Source organism: Bradyrhizobium sp. AC87j1 (assembly GCF_002936975.1).
Taxonomy (GTDB): Bacteria; Pseudomonadota; Alphaproteobacteria; order Rhizobiales; family Xanthobacteraceae; genus Bradyrhizobium; species Bradyrhizobium shewense.
In genome coordinates, this window is sequence record NZ_PTFE01000068.1 from 18,143 (window position 1) to 37,983 (window position 19,841).

General features: G+C 61.8%; 18 protein-coding genes. 10 read left to right on the top strand and 8 right to left on the bottom strand.

The genetic code is table 11. From position 1 onward, the window contains the following. Positions 1–3: 3 nt before the first annotated feature. Complete coding sequence (locus CV770_RS28325; RefSeq protein WP_104464722.1) at positions 4–786, top strand: class II aldolase/adducin family protein; 783 nt, start codon at positions 4–6, stop codon at positions 784–786. Positions 787–795: 9 nt separating this feature from the next. Here CV770_RS28325 and CV770_RS28330 read toward each other — a convergent pair whose 3' ends face one another. Next, on the bottom strand, positions 796–2,067 hold the full coding sequence (locus CV770_RS28330; RefSeq protein WP_349627984.1) for an FAD/NAD(P)-binding protein: 1,272 nt from the start codon (positions 2,065–2,067) through the stop codon (positions 796–798). Between the two features lie 257 nt (positions 2,068–2,324). Beyond that, positions 2,325–3,284 carry a LysR family transcriptional regulator gene (locus CV770_RS28335; RefSeq protein WP_245453884.1) on the bottom strand — a complete coding sequence of 320 codons (960 nt, stop codon included), beginning with the start codon at positions 3,282–3,284 and terminating at the stop codon, positions 2,325–2,327. Positions 3,285–3,328: 44 nt separating this feature from the next. Between CV770_RS28335 and CV770_RS28340 the strand changes: the two genes are divergently transcribed. Together CV770_RS28340 and CV770_RS28345 are read left to right on the top strand one after the other, a co-directional pair. Then, on the top strand, positions 3,329–4,252 hold the full coding sequence (locus tag CV770_RS28340; RefSeq protein WP_104464739.1) for a hypothetical protein: 924 nt from the start codon (positions 3,329–3,331) through the stop codon (positions 4,250–4,252). Continuing rightward, positions 4,249–5,265: a DUF2891 domain-containing protein gene (locus CV770_RS28345; protein ID WP_104464724.1), complete on the top strand. Its 1,017-nt coding sequence runs from the start codon at positions 4,249–4,251 to the stop codon at positions 5,263–5,265. Before CV770_RS28340 ends, CV770_RS28345 begins: the two co-directional genes overlap by 4 nt. Positions 5,266–5,284: 19 nt before the next feature. Here CV770_RS28345 and CV770_RS28350 read toward each other — a convergent pair whose 3' ends face one another. The 4 genes from CV770_RS28350 to CV770_RS28365 are packed head-to-tail and all read right to left on the bottom strand — an operon-like array spanning position 5,285 to position 10,522. Beyond that, complete coding sequence (locus CV770_RS28350; RefSeq protein ID WP_104464725.1) at positions 5,285–7,003, bottom strand: ABC transporter ATP-binding protein; 1,719 nt, start codon at positions 7,001–7,003, stop codon at positions 5,285–5,287. Further along, on the bottom strand, positions 6,982–7,824 hold the full coding sequence (locus CV770_RS28355; RefSeq protein WP_104464726.1) for an ABC transporter permease: 843 nt from the start codon (positions 7,822–7,824) through the stop codon (positions 6,982–6,984). Before CV770_RS28355 ends, CV770_RS28350 begins: the two co-directional genes overlap by 22 nt. After that, positions 7,821–8,831, bottom strand: a complete 1,011-nt coding sequence (locus CV770_RS28360; RefSeq protein ID WP_104464727.1) for an ABC transporter permease — start codon at positions 8,829–8,831, stop codon at positions 7,821–7,823. The genes CV770_RS28355 and CV770_RS28360 overlap by 4 nt, the downstream gene beginning before the upstream one ends. A gap of 38 nt (positions 8,832–8,869) precedes the next feature. Continuing rightward, positions 8,870–10,522, bottom strand: a complete 1,653-nt coding sequence (locus CV770_RS28365) for an ABC transporter substrate-binding protein (RefSeq protein ID WP_104464728.1) — start codon at positions 10,520–10,522, stop codon at positions 8,870–8,872. Between the two features lie 421 nt (positions 10,523–10,943). Between CV770_RS28365 and CV770_RS28370 the strand changes: the two genes are divergently transcribed. The 3 genes from CV770_RS28370 (at position 10,944) to CV770_RS42795 (ending at position 13,571) form a co-directional block, all read left to right on the top strand. Further along, complete coding sequence (locus tag CV770_RS28370) at positions 10,944–11,273, top strand: ABC transporter permease (protein WP_245453885.1); 330 nt, start codon at positions 10,944–10,946, stop codon at positions 11,271–11,273. Between the two features lie 668 nt (positions 11,274–11,941). Next, positions 11,942–12,439 (top strand): hypothetical protein, encoded by a 498-nt coding sequence (locus tag CV770_RS42000; protein ID WP_148667125.1) that lies wholly within the window; start codon positions 11,942–11,944, stop codon positions 12,437–12,439. Positions 12,440–12,476: 37 nt separating this feature from the next. After that, positions 12,477–13,571: an integrase catalytic domain-containing protein gene (locus CV770_RS42795; RefSeq protein WP_201760081.1), complete on the top strand. Its 1,095-nt coding sequence runs from the start codon at positions 12,477–12,479 to the stop codon at positions 13,569–13,571. A 22-nt stretch (positions 13,572–13,593) separates the two neighbouring features. On the opposite strand, the gene CV770_RS28380 is transcribed toward CV770_RS42795, so the two are convergent. Next, on the bottom strand, positions 13,594–15,150 hold the full coding sequence (locus tag CV770_RS28380) for an ISL3 family transposase (RefSeq protein ID WP_104464729.1): 1,557 nt from the start codon (positions 15,148–15,150) through the stop codon (positions 13,594–13,596). 278 nt (positions 15,151–15,428) lie between these two features. Here CV770_RS28380 and CV770_RS28385 point away from each other — a divergent pair, with 278 nt between their 5' ends. From CV770_RS28385 to CV770_RS28400, 4 genes are all read left to right on the top strand, one after another. Continuing rightward, positions 15,429–15,899 carry a recombinase family protein gene (locus tag CV770_RS28385; RefSeq protein WP_502693619.1) on the top strand — a complete coding sequence of 157 codons (471 nt, stop codon included), beginning with the start codon at positions 15,429–15,431 and terminating at the stop codon, positions 15,897–15,899. A 100-nt stretch (positions 15,900–15,999) separates the two neighbouring features. After that, complete coding sequence (locus tag CV770_RS28390) at positions 16,000–16,224, top strand: WGR domain-containing protein (protein ID WP_104464730.1); 225 nt, start codon at positions 16,000–16,002, stop codon at positions 16,222–16,224. 86 nt (positions 16,225–16,310) lie between these two features. Beyond that, on the top strand, positions 16,311–17,279 hold the full coding sequence (locus tag CV770_RS28395) for a hypothetical protein (RefSeq protein WP_146101371.1): 969 nt from the start codon (positions 16,311–16,313) through the stop codon (positions 17,277–17,279). Between the two features lie 144 nt (positions 17,280–17,423). Beyond that, a complete protein-coding gene (locus CV770_RS28400) occupies positions 17,424–18,833 on the top strand; it encodes a DUF6035 family protein (RefSeq protein WP_104464732.1) in 1,410 nt (469 codons plus the stop codon). 101 nt (positions 18,834–18,934) lie between these two features. Here the strand turns inward: CV770_RS28400 and CV770_RS28405 are convergent, their stop codons facing one another. Further along, positions 18,935–19,834 (bottom strand): hypothetical protein, encoded by a 900-nt coding sequence (locus tag CV770_RS28405; protein WP_104464733.1) that lies wholly within the window; start codon positions 19,832–19,834, stop codon positions 18,935–18,937. Positions 19,835–19,841 lie beyond the last annotated feature (7 nt).

Genomic DNA, 19,841 nt, shown 5'->3' on the forward strand with positions numbered 1-19,841 from the left:
ACAATGAACCAGGTCGTCGACAAGCCCAAAAAGTATTCCCTGGTTGAGCGTACGCCGGCGGCATCGTTTGAGGAGGAGAGGCTGCATCGCAAGCAGCGTCTCGCAGCTACGTTTCGGCTGTTTTCGCGCTATGGATTCGATCAGGGCCTTGCGGGCCATGTCACCGTGCGCGATCCGGAGTTTCCCGAGCGGTTCTGGATCAACCCGCTGTCCAAGCATTTCAGCCAGATCAAGGTGTCCGATCTTCAGCTCGTCGACCACGACGGCAACATCCTGATCGGCGACAAGCCGATCAACCAGGCCGGTTTCGTGATTCACTCGGCGATCCACGCCGCGCATCCGGAGGTGATCGCAGCCGCCCACACCCATTCGACCTACGGCAAGGCCTGGTCGGCGCTCGGGCGCCTGCTCGATCCGCTGACGCAGGATTCCTGCGCCTTCTACGAGGACCACGTGTTGTTCGATCCGTTCTCCGGCGTCGTGCTGGAGGCGGAAGAGGGCCGCAAGATCGCGCAGGCGCTGGGATCGAAGAAGGCCGCCATCCTGCAAAATCATGGGCTGCTCACGGTGGGACCGACCATCGAAGCCGCGGCCTGGTGGTACATCGCGATGGACAATGCCGCGCGCGCCCAGTTGCTCGCCGAGGCCGCCGGCACGCCCAAGCCGATCCCGCATGACATCGCCAGCCTGACGTCGCGACAGGTCGGCACGCACAAGGGCGGCTATTTCAGCTTCCAGCCGCTCTGGGACTGGATTACTGCAGCGGAGCCGGATCTGTTCAACTAGCACCGCTTTCTAGGCGGGCAGCGAGCTCCGCACATTGCTGCCGGATATCGGGCACGGCAATGATCTCCCAGAATGCGGCCCGCGTGAGCGGGCCGATGGCGTAGAGACGTCGTGATGGAGATCCATGCTGGTCGACGATCGCGCAGTCAGGCGTGACCTCGATGCCAATCCGCAGCGGATCGATCCGCGCAAGCCGAACAGGCTGCGCACGGCCGCATTATCGCTGGCGCCTGGGTCCTTGACGATACCGGTGCAGTCGACGATCGCTCCGACTTGAAGATGGGACAGCTCGCTCTGGCCGCGCCTGCGATAGCTGACGAGCGCGCCGCCCTGGTTCGGCGTGACGGTGGCGAGCTTGCCGGAGACAACGGTCAAACGCCGTGTCGCAAGGGCCTCCGCGATACGGGTCTCGACTTCGGGTGCGGTACGGTGGCGATGGACGTCCCACCAGGCGCGGGCGTGCTCCAAGAATCTGCGCCGCGACTCCAGCGGCAACTCCTGCCAGAGCCGCTGGGTGTGGGGCCTGATGGCATCGATCGCGCTGCGCCAGTAGCCGCCCTCGGCGACATGCGCTTCGATACGGCGACGAAACCAGCGCAGAAGAGTGCCGATCCGGGCGCCGAACGGAACTTCGCTCTCGGCGAGACGCATCGGATCGACGCGGCGATGGGCTCTCGGCAGCAGCCCGCGCCGCGACAAGGCGACGATCTGCCCTTGATGTCCATGGCGGAGCAGCGATAGCACGTAATCGACCATCGAGAGGCCGGTGCCGAGGATCAACATGGTTGCGTTGCTGTCGACGCCGGCGTCGGTGGGAGCGATCCAGGGATCGACATAGCCGGGCAGGCGTGATCCTGCAGCGTCATGGCCAGTCGCGAGAATGGCGATTGAGCCGGTGAGCTGCGTTCCGTCCGCAAGCGTCACCGCGACGCCGGAAGGTGTTTCGTGAATTGCGATGCATTCATTCTGCAGGATGGTGAGGCCCGGCATCTCGTCGCGCGATGTCAGCGGCGCGATCAGGTCGGCGAGATAGTCGCCGTAGGTCTGCCGCGGAACGAAGCAGTAGGGATCAGGACACATCGGCCCGCTCGGCCGCGCGCACAGCCAGTTCCAGAAATGCCCGGGATCGTCGGGCAGCGCGCTCATGTTCGAAACGCGCACGTTGAGGAGATGTTCGGGATTGCCCGCGTGATAGGCAAGGCCGCGGCCGATCTCCGGTCGCTTCTCGATCAGCGTGACGTGAAGATCGGATGGGGAGGTCTTCAGGAGTTGAAACGCCATCAGGGCGCCGCTCGCGCCCCCGCCGATGACAATCGCGTGCCGCCCCTCTGGACCCATCGTGCCGTCCCCCATTTTCGTCGGTCGGTCAACGTCACAGGACTGCGATTGGTTCTACGGCTCAATTGCGATGATAGTCGGACAAGCCTGATATTTTTCTTCGTGGCCGAGCGAAGCGGTGGTTCTGCTGTCGAATTGGCATCGCATAGAATTATTATCTCCGGCGCACGCAATTGCTGGCGCTGATGATCTGCGGCCTGTCAGAGTTTCTTGCAAACACGACTAACCAGCTCGATGAACCAGCGCAACGTTGGGTCGTTCATGGCGCGTCGCGTGTGGAGAAGGTCGATGGTGAATGCCTCTACATCATAGGGAAGCGGAACGACAGATACTCCGGCGGTTGCGGCGAAGCGGCGCGCGATGCGCTTGGCCATGGTTGCCACGAGATCGGTGCCGGCGACCGCAAACGGCACGGCGACGACATGAGCGAGCGTGATCGCGGTACGCCGCTTTCGCCCGTGACGGGCCAGCATTGTGTCGATCGCGCCGGGAATCCCGTCGCCGCCGGCCGACGAGAATAGGACATGCGGAAGGCGCGTGTAATCGTCCTTGGTGAGCCGTATCTTCTGCCTGGCACGCTTGGCATCGCGGATGCAGACGAAACTTTCGTCGAACAGCGTGCACCGGGTGATGCGCGTTGAGGCGGGAAGATGGCCGCCGATCAATGCATCGACATCACCGTGTTCGAGGTTCGCGACGCTCGTGGCCGTGTCGACGATGGGGCGCACCACAAGATCGATATAAGGAGCCTCCCGCCGCAGCGCCGTGACCAGGGGCGGCACGACGATGAGGTCGCCATAGTCGGTCACTGCAATGGAGAGGCGGCGGCGGGTCGTTGCGGGATCGAAGGCTGATCTAGGCTCCAGCACGCCCCGGATCTGTCCCAGTGCGTCGCTGAGCGGCCGGGCCAGCGAGAGCGCCTTGGCCGTGGGCTGCATGCCGGAGGCTGTGCGCACGAAAAGATCGTCGCCAAAGAGCGCCCGCAGGCGGGTCAAGACGCTGCTCATGGACGGCTGCGCCAGACCGACGCGCTCACCCGCGCGGGTCACATTGCGCTCCTCCATCAGCGCCTCGAAGGCGACAAGCAGATTGAGATCGACGGAAGCCAAATTCATCCGAGCAATGGTAGACATAGTCAAAATCGATTTCAAGAATGCCATTGGGGATGGTCTATTGGGATGGAAAACTCAATTGGACGAGGCGTATGCGAACCTCATTCCTGCGCCTCATCCCGCGCGGACCGACTTTGCTGGCACTCGGCGTGCTGCTCGGACTTGTATTCCCGGTGCTCGCGGATATTGCGCGCCCCCTGATGCCCACCACGATCTTCGTGATCGTGCTCGGCACGCTGCTGCGGATTGATGGGCAGGCCGTGATGGCCGCGCTGCGGCGGCCGTCGCTGTCCGTGCTGTTGCCGGCAATTGTCATGGTTGCCTGTCCGTTGGCGATCGGTGCTGCCGGTCACGCTCTCGGCCTTGATCCGGAAGTCGCGCTTGCGATCGTGCTCGCCGTCGCGGCACCGCCATCGAGCGGCACGGCGGCTGTGGCCCGCATGCTCGGGCTCGATGGCGCGGTGCCGCTTGTGGTGACCGTCCTCTCCATGGTGCTGGCTCCGGTCACCGTGCCGCTTCTCGCCGGCTGGTTCGGCGGGCTCGAGATCAGTGCGCTCGAGCTCGCGCTGCGGTTGGTGCTGTTGATCGGCAGCGCGGAAGGCGTTGCCTTCCTGCTTCGCCGGCATGCGGCGCCCGTTCTGGCCGCCCATGGCGGCGTGGTCGACGGTGTCATCGTCGCGGCGCTTCTGGTCTTTGCGGTGGCGACCATGGCGGGCATTCGGGCGCAGATCGCGGCGAACGGGCAGGCGGCAGCGCTCTGCGTCGTGCTTGCCTTTGCCTGCAATATCGCCCTTCAGGTCGCGGGCGCCGCGTTGCTGTCGGGGGCTTTTGCCGAGCGGCTGACGGTCGGACTCATTCTCGGCAATCGCAATGTCGGGCTGGTCTGGTCGGCGCTCGGCACCGCCGCCTCGCCGCGCATGGCTTTATACTTTGCCGCGACGCAATTGCCCATCTACATCCTACCGCGCATGATCGAGACGCTGATCGGCCGTGACAAGCGAAAGGCCAGAGCATGACCACCACGTCCCGCCTCACCTGCGAACACGCCGCGCAGTTCGCCGGCATTGCCCTCGGCCATGTCGGGCGCGAATATCCCAACAATGTGGACCACGCGCTGGCCGAACCTTCGGACGCCCGCACGCCGAGCCAGCTGCACCCGATCTTCTACGGTAGCTACGACTGGCACTCCTGCGTCCACAGCTACTGGATGCTGGCGCGGCTGCTGCGTCGCTTTCCGGATCTTGCGGCGGCATCCGACATTTGCGCGCTATTCGACGCGCAGTTCGTCCCCGACAAGGTCGCCGCCGAGTGCGCTTATTTTGCCCGCCCCACCGCCCGCGGCTTCAAGCGGCCATATGGCTGGGCCTGGCTCCTGAAGTTGGCGACCGAGCTGGCACTCCAACCCGACGACCGTTGGAGCCGCAATCTCGCGCCGCTGGCCGAAGTCATCGCCCAGCGCTTTCGTGACTTCCTGCCGCTGTCGCCTTATCCAGTGCGGGTCGGAACGCATTTCAACACGGCGTTCGGTCTACGTATGGCGGCGGACTACGCCGGCATAAACGGGGATGAGGCACTCGCCGAGTTGCTGCGCGAGACCGGCTGGCGCTGGTACGGTGAGGACCACGACTGCCCGGCCTGGGGTGAGCCGAGCGGCGACGATTTCCAATCCTCAGCTCTGATAGAGGCCGAGTGCATGCGGCGTCTGTTGCCGCCAGACGCGTTCCTGCCCTGGTTCGACCGATTCCTGCCGCAATTGTCGGAGAGGCAGCCAAAGACGCTGTTCCGGCCTGCCTCCGTCACCGATCGCACGGACGGCAAGATCGCTCACCTCGACGGCCTCAATTTGAGCCGGGCCTGGTGCTGGCGCTCTCTCGGCGATGTCTTGCCGGCAAGCGACCCTCGGCGCGTGATTGCCCACGAAGCGGCGCAAGAGCATCTGGCCGCAGGTCTTCCCCATCTCGCCAGTCATTACATGGGAGAGCACTGGCTCGCCAGCTTCGCCGTTCTCGCGCTTGATGACGAGGAATGAGCAATGCTCTCTGTGTCAATTATTCGGCAGCGATCATCTGCTGACGCCGCGTCTGCTGCACGTGGGGGGCATCGGTCACACCCAACGGGATCGAGGCGAGCAGCGACCTCGTATAGGGCTGCCGGGGATTGTCGAAGATCTCAGTGACGGCTCCGTGTTCGACGATGCGTCCGCGGTGCATCACCGAGACGGTGTGGGCGAACTGGCGCACCAGGGCCAGATCGTGGGAGACGAATATGTAGGTCAAGCCGAGCTCGGCTTGCAGTGAAAGCAGGACCTCGACGATGTCGGCCTGAACGGTGACGTCGAGCGCGGAGGTCGGCTCGTCCAGCACGATCACGTCAGGCTTGAGGACCAGCGACCGAGCGATGGCCACGCGCTGACGCTGGCCACCAGACAAGGCTCCCGGCTTGCGGGCGAGCAGGTGCTCGCCGAGCCCGACGTCGGCCAGAGCCCTGCGCACTTGCTCGTCACGCTCCTTGCGGGTTCCGATCTTGAATCGGTCGAGCGGCTCGCGCACCAGCTGCTCGACTTTCCAGGTCGGGTCGAGCGAGGTGAAGGGGTTTTGATAGATGAGCTGAAGGTGTCGCCACACCGCGCGCAGCGTCTTTGGCGAGCAACCGTTGAGCTGCTCGCCGGCGACCGAGATGGTCCCGGTGTCGGGCTCCTCGAGCCCAAGCAGCAGCCGGATCGTCGTCGTCTTGCCCGAGCCGGACTCGCCGACCAGCGCGTGCGTGGTGCCGGCCGGGACTGTGAACGACACGTCATCTACGGCCGTCAACGTCTTTCCGTCGACGGTGAAGGTCTTCGTGACGCCGCTAACGTCGATCTTCGATATCTCGCTGTCGATCTCGAGGCGGCGGAAACCTGGGTCGCGCAGGTCGGCGTAGCGGTCGCAGTTGAGGGCCGGGACGTCGGCGTGCAGCTTCCTTGCGTAGGCCGACACCGGCGAGGAGAAGACGGTCGCGGTCCTGCCGGCCTCCTGGATGACGCCGTCCTTGAGCACCACCAGCGTGTTCGCCCGCTCGGCGGCGATCGCCAGATCATGGGTGATCAGCAGCAGGCTGATGCCCAGCTCTTGCTGCAATCGCGAGAGCAGGTCGAGAATTCGTTTCTGGATCGTGACGTCGAGCGCGGAGGTCGGCTCGTCCGCGACCAGCAGCGCCGGGCGAGGGAGAATCGCAAGACCGATCAGCACGCGCTGGAGCATGCCGCCGGACAGCTGGTGCGGATAGGAGTCGTAGACGCGTTGAGGGTTGTCCAACCCGACCTGAGCGAACGTGTCCAGGATGAGCTGCCTGCGGACTCTATTGTCGGGCTCGTCGAGGAGTGCGGCCGCTTCCTGCGCCTGGGCGCCGATTGTGCGTACCGGATTGAGTGAGTTGGCGGGGTCCTGCGGCACGAACCCGATGGCCCGTCCCCGCAGCGGCCGGAAGCCGCGCTCGGAAATCCCCAGCACCTCCTGGCCGTCGAAAGTGATGCGGCCGGTCGCGCGCCCGCCGCCGGGGAGTAGCCGCAGCACCGCTCGCGCGATGGTCGACTTGCCCGAGCCGGACTCACCGATGAGGGCGAGGCCATCGCCGCGCCCCAGTTCGAATCCCACGTTGGTTACGACCTCGTGCGGCCCGTAGGAGACCGACAGGCCGTCGACCCCAAGCAGCGGAATCGGCCGCAGCGGCTTCGGCGCGATGAATTCGGCGCGGGGGAATATGGCGGTTAGTCCGTCTTGCGGAGCCATCGGCTGATCCTGTTTACGGAGAGGACGGTCGCGATCGTGACGAAGGCGGGCGCATACACGAGCCAGGGCCATTTGAGGTAGTCCTTGCCGATCGAGATCAGCAGGCCCCAGTCGGAAGCGGGCGGCGGGTCGCCGTACCCCAGGAAAGCGAGGCTGGCGATGATCAAAATCGAGAGGCCGAATTGCAGCACCGCAAGCGGCAGCACCGAGCGTGACGCGTTCGGCAGCACATGCCGCAACAGGATGTGCCAGCGCGAGCCGCCCAGCAGAAATGAGGCCTCCACAAACGTCGCCTGCCGCGTCTTGATGACCTCCGAACGCATCACCCGGGCGAATACGGCCACCGCCGAGATGCCGGTTGCTATCGCCGCGTTGGTCGTGTCGAAACCAATCGCAGTGACGACGATGACGGCCAGCAGGAAATGCGGGATCGCCAGCAACACGTCGACAAGGCGAGCGAATACGACGTCCACCCAGCCGCCGAAGAAGCCAGCCAAAAGGCCGATGAAGCCCCCGGAGACGGCGGCGATCGTGACGGCAATGAGTGCGCTCCGCACCGAGGACGCCGTGCCATACACCACGCGGGTATAAAGGTCGCGGCCGAGATGATCGGTGCCGAACCAGTGCCCGGTGCCTGGTGCAAGCAGTTTTTCGGCAGGAACGCCGTTGAACGGGCTCTGGCTCGTGAACAGGCCAGGCAGGAGTGACCAGGCGATCACCAGCGCGATGACCGCGAACGAGAGCGCGACGCTCGGCGGGACGCTGAGGGATGCCAACCAATTGGTCATCGAAGCGCGTGGCGTGGAGGAGAGGCTGCTCATGATGTCGCCGCCTGGGTCACTCCGGCGGCGCTGTCCTCAGCGGTGCTCGGGCGTTGCCTCGCTCCGCCAATCAGTTTCACGCGGGGATCCAGCAGGGGATAGACGAGGTCGGCGATCAGATTGACGAGCACGAACACCACCGCCGCCAGCGAAACGACAGCTTGCAGCACAGGCAGGTCCTGCGTGCTGACCGAACGCTGCACCAGGCTGCCGATGCCGGTACGTCCGAACACCGTCTCGGTGATCAGCGAGCCGCCGAGCAGCTCGCCGATAGTGAGCGCGATGATGGTGACGACCGGGAGCGAAGACGGCTGGAGCAGATGCTTTGCGAAGAGGCGCGCCTGCCCGAGACCTCGGCCGCGCGCGACAGCGGCGTATTCCTGACTGGACTCATGGTCGAGGTTCGCGATCAGTACTTCCGCGATCTGTGCACAGATGGGGATGCCCAGCGCGATCGCGGCAAAGAAGGTCGCCCAGAAGCTGTTGGGTTCAATCACGCGGAACAGGCCGAGCTGGAAGCCGAAGGTGTGGATCAGCACCAGGCCGATCACGAAGTTCGGCACCGACAGGAACAGCGACGGGAATCCCCGCAGCAAGCCCTGGCCGAAGCGCTTGGGAAGGAACTGCGTGCCATAGGCGATCGTCACCGCCAGCAGCAATGCGACCGCGAAGCCTGCGGAGGCGAGGATCAGCGTCGAGGGGAGAACCTCGGCGATCAGCGTTGTCACGGGCCGGCTGGACCGCATCGACAGGCCGAAGTCGCCAGTCACGAAGTGGGACAGCGATGTCCAGAGCTGGACCAGGATCGGCTGGTCCAGGCCCTGAGCGGCGATGATCTTATTGATCTCGTCCTCGGTGAACCCGTTCTGGGGATCGCGCAGGACGTTGGTGATGGGATCGCCGGGCAGGATGCTGACGACCACGAAGGTGAAGACATAGGCCAGCAGGATGACGACGAGCGCCTGGACGAGGCGCTTTGCGGCATAGCGGAAGTACGCACTGCTCATGCTGCTCGCCTCGTCGCGTTGCTCAGGTACACGGCGCGCTACTCGCTGATCGTCGCCGTGTAATAGCTGGCATAGGCGATCCCATTGTAGACTTCACCTTTCAGCTTCGGAGACTGCACATAGATGCGCTGGACGATCTGCGTGCGCGGAATGAAGTAACCCTGCTCAAGCACATATTTCTGCAGGTCGTCGAGAAGGGGGGCGCGGATTTCGGCAGTACCGGCGCCGGCGATCTTGTCGCGCAGCTCGTTCAGCTTCTTGTCGCTCTCGCCAAGAGCAAACCAGTCCTCGCCGTTGTTGGCGTTCGTGAGGATGCTCGCCACCGTACCAGCGTCGATAAAGCTGCGCGTCACCTCGTAGGCCGGCACGGCCGGTCCGCCGAACCTGACCTTCTCGCCGAAGGTGACGACGTCATAGGCCCGGATGTTGACCTTCCAGCCGATCTTGCCGAGCTGCTGGGCGATCAGCTCGTCGATCGCTTTCGACGTTGCGAGATAGGGGTTGGAGTTGAGGGTAAGCGTCAACGGCTTGCCATCCTTGGTACGGATACCGTTGGAGCCTTTGGTCCAGCCCGCTTCGTCGAGCAGCTTCTCGGCTTTGCCGGGATTGTAGGCCAGCAGGTCGCTGTGATCGGTCGCGCCGGGGACGTTGCTCTGAATGAAGGACGTCGCGAGCTTCCAGTCGGGTGTGTAGACGGTGTCGATGATCTCTTTTCGGTCGATGCCGGCCTGGAAAGCCTGGCGCACCTTCACATCGTTGTACGGCTCCAGCTTGGTGTTAACGGCGAGGCCATTGACGAAGCCGAGATAGCGCGGGGTCGCGATCGTGAAGCCAGCGTCCTTGAGAGATTTCAATTCCTGCGGTGAAGGGCTGTAGGCGACATCCGCCTGGCCGGACTGGACAGCGGCGACCCGCAGTGATGGCTCCGACACGAGCTTGTAGGTGATTGAATTGAGGAAAGCCGGACCGGTATGGCCGACCGCCGCCGGGCCCCAATTGTAGTCCTTGCGCTTGACCAGCTTGACGAAGTCGCCCTCCTTCCAGGACGCGACCACATACGGTCCGCTGCCGGACGTCTTGGACAGGTCGGCTTGCTGCGCGGCAGGCTGTGCGATGGTCTTCGGCGAGATGAGGATGGAGCCGTGATAGCCGAGCGTCGGGATGAAGCCGAGAGTCGGCGCTTTGAAGAAGACTTTTACCGTAGCGGCGTCGACCGCCTCGGAGCGGGTATAAGTCTTCGGGAACAGGCCGATCGGGTTGATGCCTTCGTTCTTGCGGCCGGCGTACCAGATGTCGAGGTTGGCGACGACGGCCGATGCGTCGAGCGGCGTGCCATCGGAGAAGGTTACGCCCTTCTTGAGGTGAAGCGTGAACTGGGTGGCGTCATCGCTTTGCTCCCAGCTCTCGGCGATCCACGGACTGACCTTTCCGTCGGCGTCGACATAAACGAGCTTATCAGTCACATGGCCCCAGATGTGGCCCTGGAAGCTGGAGATGGCGCTGTTGTTCGGGATCCAGGTGCCGCCCAGTGAATCGATCAGGAAGGTGATGTCGCCACCATCGCGCGGACCGCCGGCACCTTTAACCGGAGACAGGCCCGCCATTGCCGTCAAGGCAACGGCAGTCACCACGGAGGTTGCGATCAACAGGCCACGCCGGGAGTGAGAGCGCAAATAAAAGCGTGCGGTCATGGATAGCCCCTGATGATTGCTGGCGCCGATCAGTTCACGGCTTTCCCGGAGATGCTTGGCACGATCGGAGTTTCCGCTTAGGAGAAGCGAAACGGAGCGGTCTGGCCATTCCAAATTTGACGCGAGATGGACAACAAATGCTTCGGCAGTGGGGCCATGCGCGCGACAGCCATTTTGTCGTTCGTGCGAACGTGCACGATCGTGGCTCGTTGAGGACTGAAACGCATCAATTGCCGCTTTCGGTCGCACGTGAATTCGCGTTCAGCGTCGTGAAGGTCCTCTTCACGTGCGTCAACTCGCGCAGAGCATCGCCCATTGAAAGGACATTCTGCAAGATCCCGCGTGCGGTAGAACGGCATTGATGCCGACGCGTTAAAAACGAATTTTGCTACCATCGAATTGCGCGCCGGAGTTTGCGAAGGTGACGGCGTCTCAGGTGAGACGGAGACCGATCGAAGAGATCGTGCACCGGCTCGAACGGCCCGACGGCCATTCTGCCGGCTGCGCTCCAGCCTATCCTGGTCGGCATGCGCTGGCCTGGCTCACCCTGGTCGTAGGTGAAACGATCGCGTCGCTGGACGGGGTTGGGTACCTCGTGCAGGACGCCCGTGAGCTGCTGCGCATCGACATCATCGTGCTGGCCATCATTCTCTACGCCATCGCAGGCTGGCTCTCGGATTTGATCACGCGCCTGATCGAACGGCGGCTTCTGCGCTGGCATCCGAACTATGCTGACAAGGTGAAGGCATGAGCGGAGCCGGTGGGCAAATCATTCGCCGGCCGCATGGTCCTTGACGGCGTCGATCTCGACATCGCCGCCGGCCAGTTCATCTCGCCGCTGCCGGGCGGCTGAGGGACGCGCCGGCCTATTCGACGTTATGCTCTTCAGTTTTAGTCACTTCCTCAATACTTACGTCGACGCACGGGCGTACGGGGACCGCGTAAGAAAGGCGGCTTCTGGCAGGCTATAAAGGCGTCAGGCCGGACGTTAAGCCATCCTCCGGTACGAAAATAGAGCCTCCATAGTAGTGGGTTTAGCCATGTAGCGCTCTCCCGCTACCAAATGTACGATTTTGTACGCCAACCTACGATTTGCTGCGATCCAGTGCGCGAGATGATCATGCGACGTCGCCGCCGGCGATCGTTTCCTGTCGAATGGCAGCACCCGCGATCTAGTCTAATAAGGACCGATGGAGAAGAGCAGCCCGAGCTCGTGATCGACACTGTTGGGTCGCTCGTCGCGAGCCGCGCAAAGGTCTGATAGGGGCGCCGGCAGAATTGCGCACACCTCCTTAGTCGCAGATGAATTTTGGACGCCGATCCCCCGGCTTAGGGGGCGCATTGCCTCACCCAGAATGTTACTGGACAGCTTCTCGCCGATGATTGGGGCAGTGCCATCGAATTGGTTCGGTGGCGTCTATGGCGGGAACGATCAGCATGGGCGCGCGGCGCGAGGTGGCGTCGGCGGTAACGGAGCGTTACCGGTCGGCCAAACGAGCGGAGAAGGGACGGATCCTCGACGAACTGTGCGCGACGACGGGCTGGCATCGCAAGCATGCGGTCCGCGCGCTCCGGCGACGCGAGACGGTTGGACCGGGCGAGATCGAGGCAACAAGAAAACGAGGACGTAGATATGGCGCGACGGTCAAGGACGCGATGACGGCGCTGTGGGAGGCGTCGGATCGGGTACGCGGCAAGCGGCTCAAGGCGATGATCCCGACCTTGCTGCCTGCTCTCGAGCAACATGGCCGATTGCAGCTTGGCCAGTCGGACCGTGATCGTGTTCTGGTCATCAGCGCCGGCCACCATCGATCGCCCGCTCGTCGATGTGAAGATCGCAGCGAGCGGCGGCAGCCGGCGCCGTGCCGGATTCTATTCGGCAATCCGGCGCGAGGTCCCGATCCGCGCGTTCAATGACTGGAACAGCCCGGTGCCCGGCTTCTGCGAGGTCGATATGGTCGCCCATGGCGGCATGTCGGTGGCTGGCTCGTTCATCCAAACCCTGACGATGGTCGATGTCGCCACCGGTTGGACGGAGTGTCTGCCGCTGCTGACGCGGGAAGGTTCGCTCGTCGTCGAGGCGATCAACCGCGCACAGAGCCTGTTCCCGTGGCAGTTGCGCGGCGTGGACTTCGACAACGACAGCGCCTTCATGAACTATGTCGTCGTGCCATGGTGTCGCGAACAGAAGCTCGAAGTCACACGCTCGCGCGCCTATAAGAAGAACGACCAGGCGTTTGTCGAGCAGAAGAATGGTGCCGTCGTCCGCCGCCTCATGGGCTATGGCCGCTTCGATGGCGTCGAGACAGCGCGCATGATGGGCCGCCTCTATGCGGCGGCACGGCTCTACGTCAACTTCTTCCAACCGTCTTTCAAGCTGAAGGAGAAGCGTCGCGAAGGGGCTAAAATGATCAAGCGCTATCATCTCCCATCGACGCCCTATGAGCGTGCATTGGCGCATCCCAAGGTGACCGCGGCCGTGAAGAAACGGCTCCGCGATCAGTATCGCTCGCTCGATCCGGTCGCGCTGTTGGCGGAGATTCGCGCAACCCAAGAGGAACTAGGCAATCGCGTCGATCATCGTGCCGGAAGGGCGCGCGGCCTGCAACCCGCTCACACTCGCGCCCCGACAGCGACCGCGGCGACGTTCGCGAAGACGCTCGGCAAGACCGCGACGGTCGGCGAGCCGCGTGCCACGCACCGGCGAACTCGTCGGCCCTATAAGACCAGAGTTCGCATGCCGTCCAAGCTCGATCCGCATATTGCTGCGATCGAAGCGTGGCTCGCAGAGCAGCCGCAGCTGACGGCGCTCAGACGGAGGGCTGCCGAACGGTTGGTCGCCCACCGCCCGCTCGACCACGACCGCTGCCCCATTGCCCGGGGGCTCGGGCTATGTAGGGCCCGACCCGCCCACAGCCCCTCTCGTCGAGCAAGCCGGGAAAGCCATCTGGCGCGACCGATTAATCGACATCGGATCGTCATCGGCAATGGCGCCATCAGGGTAACATTCGCAGATGCGGCAATACGGGGGGTCAATATTGGGCTCTGACGCAATTTTGATGCAGCTCCGATTATTCTGCGCCGATTAGTCTGGCTTGAAGCAGATCGATTTTCCCTCGGCCATACATCTGACGTCTGACGAGCTTGAGGCGTGTGATCTGACCTTCAGTCTGCCCGTTCGACCAGGGCGAAGTAATTGCCGCCCGAACCGCCGCTTCATCCTTGGTCACGCCGTTGGCGAACGAAGCGACGAGACTAACGCGGGCGCGCTCGATCCATGAAGCGAGCGCCATGTCGGCCTTGCGACGGATCATCGTGTGGAATTCGGTGATTATCTCGCGGGCATCGACCAGGCTTGGAACGCCAACTTCGATCGCCGCGACCGTGACGGCCTCCGCTTTCGTCAGCAAGTCCCGGCCGATTGTCAGAAAGCGTGCGATCGTTCTGGCCGACGGAATCCGCTGAAGGTTTTGCGTGTCGGCCTTTTCAGCCCGTCGTCTGCGGGTGGCCCACTCGCTGATCACGCGAAGCGAGCCTCGGAAACCTCGCGCCTTCAGGCGACGCCAAAGTTCAGCTCCGTTTCGACAGCCGGACGCCCATTGATCGTCAAGCCATGGCAAATGCACGTCCAACGAACTTTCTCGGGTCCGGAAGACATCGTTGCGCTCACCGCGGATCACGTGCCGAACCAGCTTCCTGCTATGGCCAGTTTGGCGCACGATCTGCTTGATAGGTAAGCCATTCTTCGAAAGAGACAGGATGGCCGCATTGGTCTCCTCGCGGCGAAGATAGCCCTCATACTGGATCCGCTCGGCGGCTGTGAGCAGTTTGGGATCGATCGTGGTCGCACCGATGACGGTGCGTATCTGTCGCATCGATTTGCGGACGGCATCAAGGAAGGCTCGGCTGGCATTCTCCATCAGATGCCAACGATCCGCGACCTGTACCGCGTGCGGCAAGGCCTTTGCTGCCGCTTCGCCATAGCCACCGCCACGATCGCGGGCGACGATCGAGATCGCAGGATGGGCAGCAAGCCAGGCTTGGGCGGTCGCAGGCTCCCGATCCGGCAGCAAGGTGACGACCCGGCGGCGTTCCAGGTTGCAGATGATACTGGCGTATCGGTGATTGCGACGCCAGGCCCAATCATCAATGCCGATAACTCGGAGCGGATCAGTCGGCGGGCGGCTCCGGCGCCGGACGACGCGCAGCAACGTATCCTTGCTCACCGGGAGCATCAGCCTTTTTGCGAAGCCTGCCGCTGGTCGACCACCAAGCGCCAGGCCGAGGTGATGAACGATAGACTCCATCCTTGCAGTACGCCGCGCCGATGGAGCCAGCACCCCTTCGGCAAAGCGCTCGGTGAAGATTTGGCGCCCGCATAGGACGGCATCGCAGCGGAAGCGGCGGGCGATTACCAGGAGCTGGACGATCCGCCCAGAGAGCGGCAGATCGGTCACGCGTCGTCGATACCGGCTATGGACACGTCGGGAAACCGTTCCGCACGATGGACACAGACCGACACTCCCCAGCGCCCGGACCGCAATAACGGCCTTATTACCTTCGAAGTACGCACTCTCTACAACAAACCCACTCGGCACCAGATTGGAGCGCTGGATTGCCTGCTGCATGGCGCTGATTCTCCCCCGATCAAAGCGCCAGACATCCCCCCAACTGCATCAAAAGTGAGTCAGAGCCAATATTGCAGGCCGAATGACAAACCAGCCCCTCAGCGTCCAGCGCTACGCCACATGCGCGTCTTTGGGGTGCACCCAATTGCCACACCCCCACACTGTGTCACACAGATCGGATTTCGGAATTTCTTGACACATGTTGCGCTACCTCTCAGACTTCTTGCCACACAACGAAAGCGTAGGAGTTGACGGGGCAGGTTGTCGGCTATGTGCGAGTGAGCACACTCGATCAGAAGATCGATCGACAGCTCGTTGACATACGTGTTGATCGCACTTTTACCGATTTTGCCTCTGGCAAAGATACTGACCGCCCTCAACTGGCGCAGATGATTGCCTACGTCCGGGAAGGGGACACGGTCGTTGTCCACTCGATGGATCGCCTGGCCCGCAACCTTGAAGATCTTCGCCGCTTGGTTCGGGAGCTGACCGGGAAGGGTGTTCGGATTCAATTGTTGAAAGAGGGCCTAACGTTTATAGCTGAATCCTCACCGATGTCGCAGCTTCTGCTCAATGTCATGGGCTCCTTCGCAGAATTTGAGCGCGCGCTCATTCGCGAGCGGCAGCGCGAGGGCATTGCGATCGCGAAGAAGAAGGGGGCGTACAAGGGGCGCAAACGCGCACTGACAGCTGAGCAGGTGGAAGAGGTTATTGCGACGTCAGAGACGGGGCCAAGAAGGCGACGTTAGCGCGAAAGCTCCGCGTTAGTCGGGAGACTGTCCACCGCTATTTGCGCGAGGCTAAGGCCTCCGCGCGCGTCCCCGAAAAACAAAAAGAGGAGGAAACCGCATGACTGCACTCATGCTTACTCGTATCGACGACCGTCGCAACATGGCTCGGTTCTACAAGCTGGATATCCAGCCGACCTTGTTCGGCGAATGCTCGCTGGTCAGGGAATGGGGACGCATCGGCCGAGCCGGCACGGTCCGTATCGAAACCTACCGGAGCCGGGGTGCGGCCGACATTGCCATGGTCTCTAATTGGGCGCGAAAGCTAAAATGTGGATATCGGTAAAGACCCTAAGCTCCGAAAGCCCAATAGTATGCGCTGATTGTGCCTGGTCAGATATATTCAGCCGAGGTGATTCTTGGACATCGGACATGAGCGTTCGCCCACCGGTCATAAAGCGTCTTTTTGCGCAATCGGGTAATCGCTGCGCATTTCCAACGTGCACGGACCCCATTGTCGATGGGGAGCTAGTGCTTGGCGAGATTTGCCACATCGCGGCTGCCAGTGCGCAAGGGCCGCGATACGACGCAACGCAGAGCGACGAGGTCCGCAATGGGTTCGATAACCTGATCTTGCTCTGCCCCACGCACCACAAAGTCGTGGATGCCGATCTCGAAGCGTACACGGTCGCTCGGTTGCTGAAGATGAAGGCCGACCATGAGAAAGCTGCCACAGCGGTTCCAGATCAGCAGGCCAGCGACGGCGCGCTGCTTATCCTCGACAATTCGGTGCGCAGCCATAATCAATCGGGCGGCGTGACAGCCCAGACCGTAAACGCGGGCACTATCAATCTTTCCGGCAGCTCCGCCGCGGACGATCGGACGACAAAGGCTGTGGAACGGCTATGGCAGATCATCCTTGACCTCAAGTCCGCCTTCAGCGACTTGACGTTTGTCGACAGCATTCTCACGCCTGACGAACTTAACCGGTATTTCTCCGGTGCAGATTCGCACCCGCTGTTCGATAGCGCACGCATTTATCGGTCGCAGGACGTAATCATAGAGAAGATGAAGGGCGCGAACTTCGCCAAGGGTGAAATGGAGCGGCCGTTCGTGTCGCCGCGGCTTTGGGCGATATTCTGGTGTATCCAGGCAATCTATGGCCGCACGGCCATGCTCTACGCCTTGTCCTTCAAGAAACGAAGCTATGACGACTGGCGGCGCGATCATGGCATTGATCAGCACTTGCGCGCTGTTCTGCCTATCAAGACTGTCGATGAGGTCAGACAGCAGACGCACAGCTTGCAGTCCGTTCTCGGATTGCTGGAATCGCTTTTTACGGATGCAGCCCGACCGAGCCGGTCGCCTTGGCCGCCCAACATTCCGTTGCCCCTCACATGAGCCATCTATCTCGGCGCAGCATGGGGCTTTCTACGCGCTGGGCGGGATTGCGGCGCACCGACTAGACGAAGAAAATAGACCATTCTAGCGGCGAATCGGCCAAAGTCGTCGCCCGTTCGGCCTCCCGTCAGGGCATTCCGACCAATGACCTATTCCAGCCATAACGTCACCATTGATGCGCTCGACTTCGCGACGCCAGTGGATGATCCCGAGATCGCAGAGGTTATCGATCTCATCTCAGGCGAGGTACTGCGCGCAACGACATTCATTGCGTCCCACCGCTACGACGAATTCGTGAAAGTGATGCGCGTAGCCATGCGCGAAGCGATGAAAAAGGGGAAGCCGAGGCATGTATGTGCGCTTTGCAGCACGCCGGTTCACCTGGTCGGCAATAAGCAAAAGCGCTTCTTCTTTCGCCATAAGATTGAAGACGGCTCATGCCCCGCGGTAACGCGGAGTGTGTTGAGCGAGGAGGAAATCCGGGCGCGGAAATACCACGGCCTGCGCGAAAGCGACGCTCACAAGCGGATCAAGGGGCTTATCGAACGCAGCTTGCGGGCCGACCCGTCATTCGACACCGAGTCAATCGTTCAGGAGAAGCGCTGGAATGCGGCAGACGATCCTAAGACGTGGCGAAAGCCGGATGTGCAGGCCACGTCGGTCGAAGGGCGGTTTGCCTTTGAGGCGCAGCTATCGACGACATTCCTGGACGTCGTGGTCAGCCGCCGAATGTTCTACCGCGACGTTGGAGCCCACCTAATTTGGGTTTTAGCGAATTTCTCGGAAGACTACAGGCGCATGACCACTGATGACCTGTTGTTCTCCAACAATTCGAACGTGTTTGTCGTCGACCAGGAAACCGTTTGCCTATCGGAGGAAACCAAACAATTCCACCTGCGGTGCCACTATCGCATTCCGTTCGACGACGCGGGCACGATTAGGGACAAATGGCAGGAAATCATCGTTCCCTTTAGCGCGGTCAAAAAGGAAATCGAGCAGCAACGCGCCTATTTCTTTGACTACGAGGTGGAAGAAGCGAAGATCTCAGACAGGTTATTGCGTGACGAAGTCATTGCCTATTGGACGGAGAATATGACCCGGCAGAGGGAAGGTAGCCCGGACCATCAGGATCGCTGGCTCGCTCTCAAGGAGAAGCTTGCGGCGAGGAATATCGATGTCCCAGACCGTCCGGCATGGGATAGCGGCTTCAGGGGCATGATGCATGCCGTATTAAGTGCTCTAAAGGGTCACGGTGTCGGATGGCAATTTGATACGCTGATCCAGTGCGCGCACCAGACGGCTCAAATTCATCCGGAAAGCATGCTGGCGTTCGGCTTTGCTGTCGAGGCGGCGGGTCACAGGGAGTTGCTGAAGAGCCAGGACTCGACTGGGAAATGGGCTTCTCGGTGCGAGGTGATGCGTAGCCAGTTGCGCAAGGGCGATCCAAAATACACGCCGCCTCAGGAATGGATGCCGGCGCTATCGTTTTTGTTTCCCGAAGTAGGTGCGCGCCTCGCAGACTTCGTGCGGCGCAACGGCCTCCCAACGAGTTAGCTCAATTTGTCGCCTGATCGCATTTTTGCGATTTTGCGACGGTGCCATGACCGTCATCGGGCGATCTTTCAGAGTGCTACCCCCTGGAGAAGGTGCGTCGCTTATAGATAGCTTTCCCGCTTTCGAGAGGGTGTGAGTTCAACAATGTCCAGGAAGTCGCTAAAATGCGTGCTGGCTTTCTCAAGTTGCCCTATCAGCAGCTGGACCTCCTCACTTGGCTCCCTTGGGCGCAGCTTTTCTCGATGGGCGGCGTCGAGATGGTTAAACTGTGATTTGAACACACCCTCATCGTCCGTTCCGACCGGATGCAGGTGAAGACTGTGAACCACGAGATTCCGGCGCTGGAGAAGCCACTTCAAGCCATCTTCTTTCTCGTTAGTCTGGAAAGTGCGTAGGCGTTTCCAGCTCAAGCTGGATTTCAGGCGGATGTCCATGGGGATCGCATTCGCGTGAATGCGATCCATCACAGCCGTAAAACCATTCTGGTCGAATTTGCGAATGTTGAAGAAACTAAAGTCCAGCACCTGCCCAACCCGGTCCCAGAAAGAAGAGAGCCGGATGTAGGCCGCTTCCGCATGTTCCCAGAAGGCGCCCTGTGCCTCCTTTACGAAGACGTCCGTTACGTCCTGGGGCGCGTCGCTCAAATCCGGCTGTCCGGTAAGAACCGACGAACCGGTCATATAAAGATGTGCCCGCAGTACCGACGATCGAGCCCGGTAAAATACCGCGAAGGCTTCTCGCATGATCGCCTCCGGGTAATTGTCAGCTGGCGGCGGTTCTTGATGATCGAACAGCAGGTAGAATTCGGGAGGCCCGCCCAGGTGTTCAACGACCCGGTTCATGCGCGCCCCAAAGGCCTCATCACCACCGGTTTGTATCAGCCTGCCCAGTTCTTGTTGCAGGACCGCCTCGTACCTAGCGAGCAGGTGTGTCTCATTTAGCACGAAGGAGACCACCTCGTTCAATACGGCCTCCAGAGAATTCTTGGCCTGCTTATTCATGTGTCTA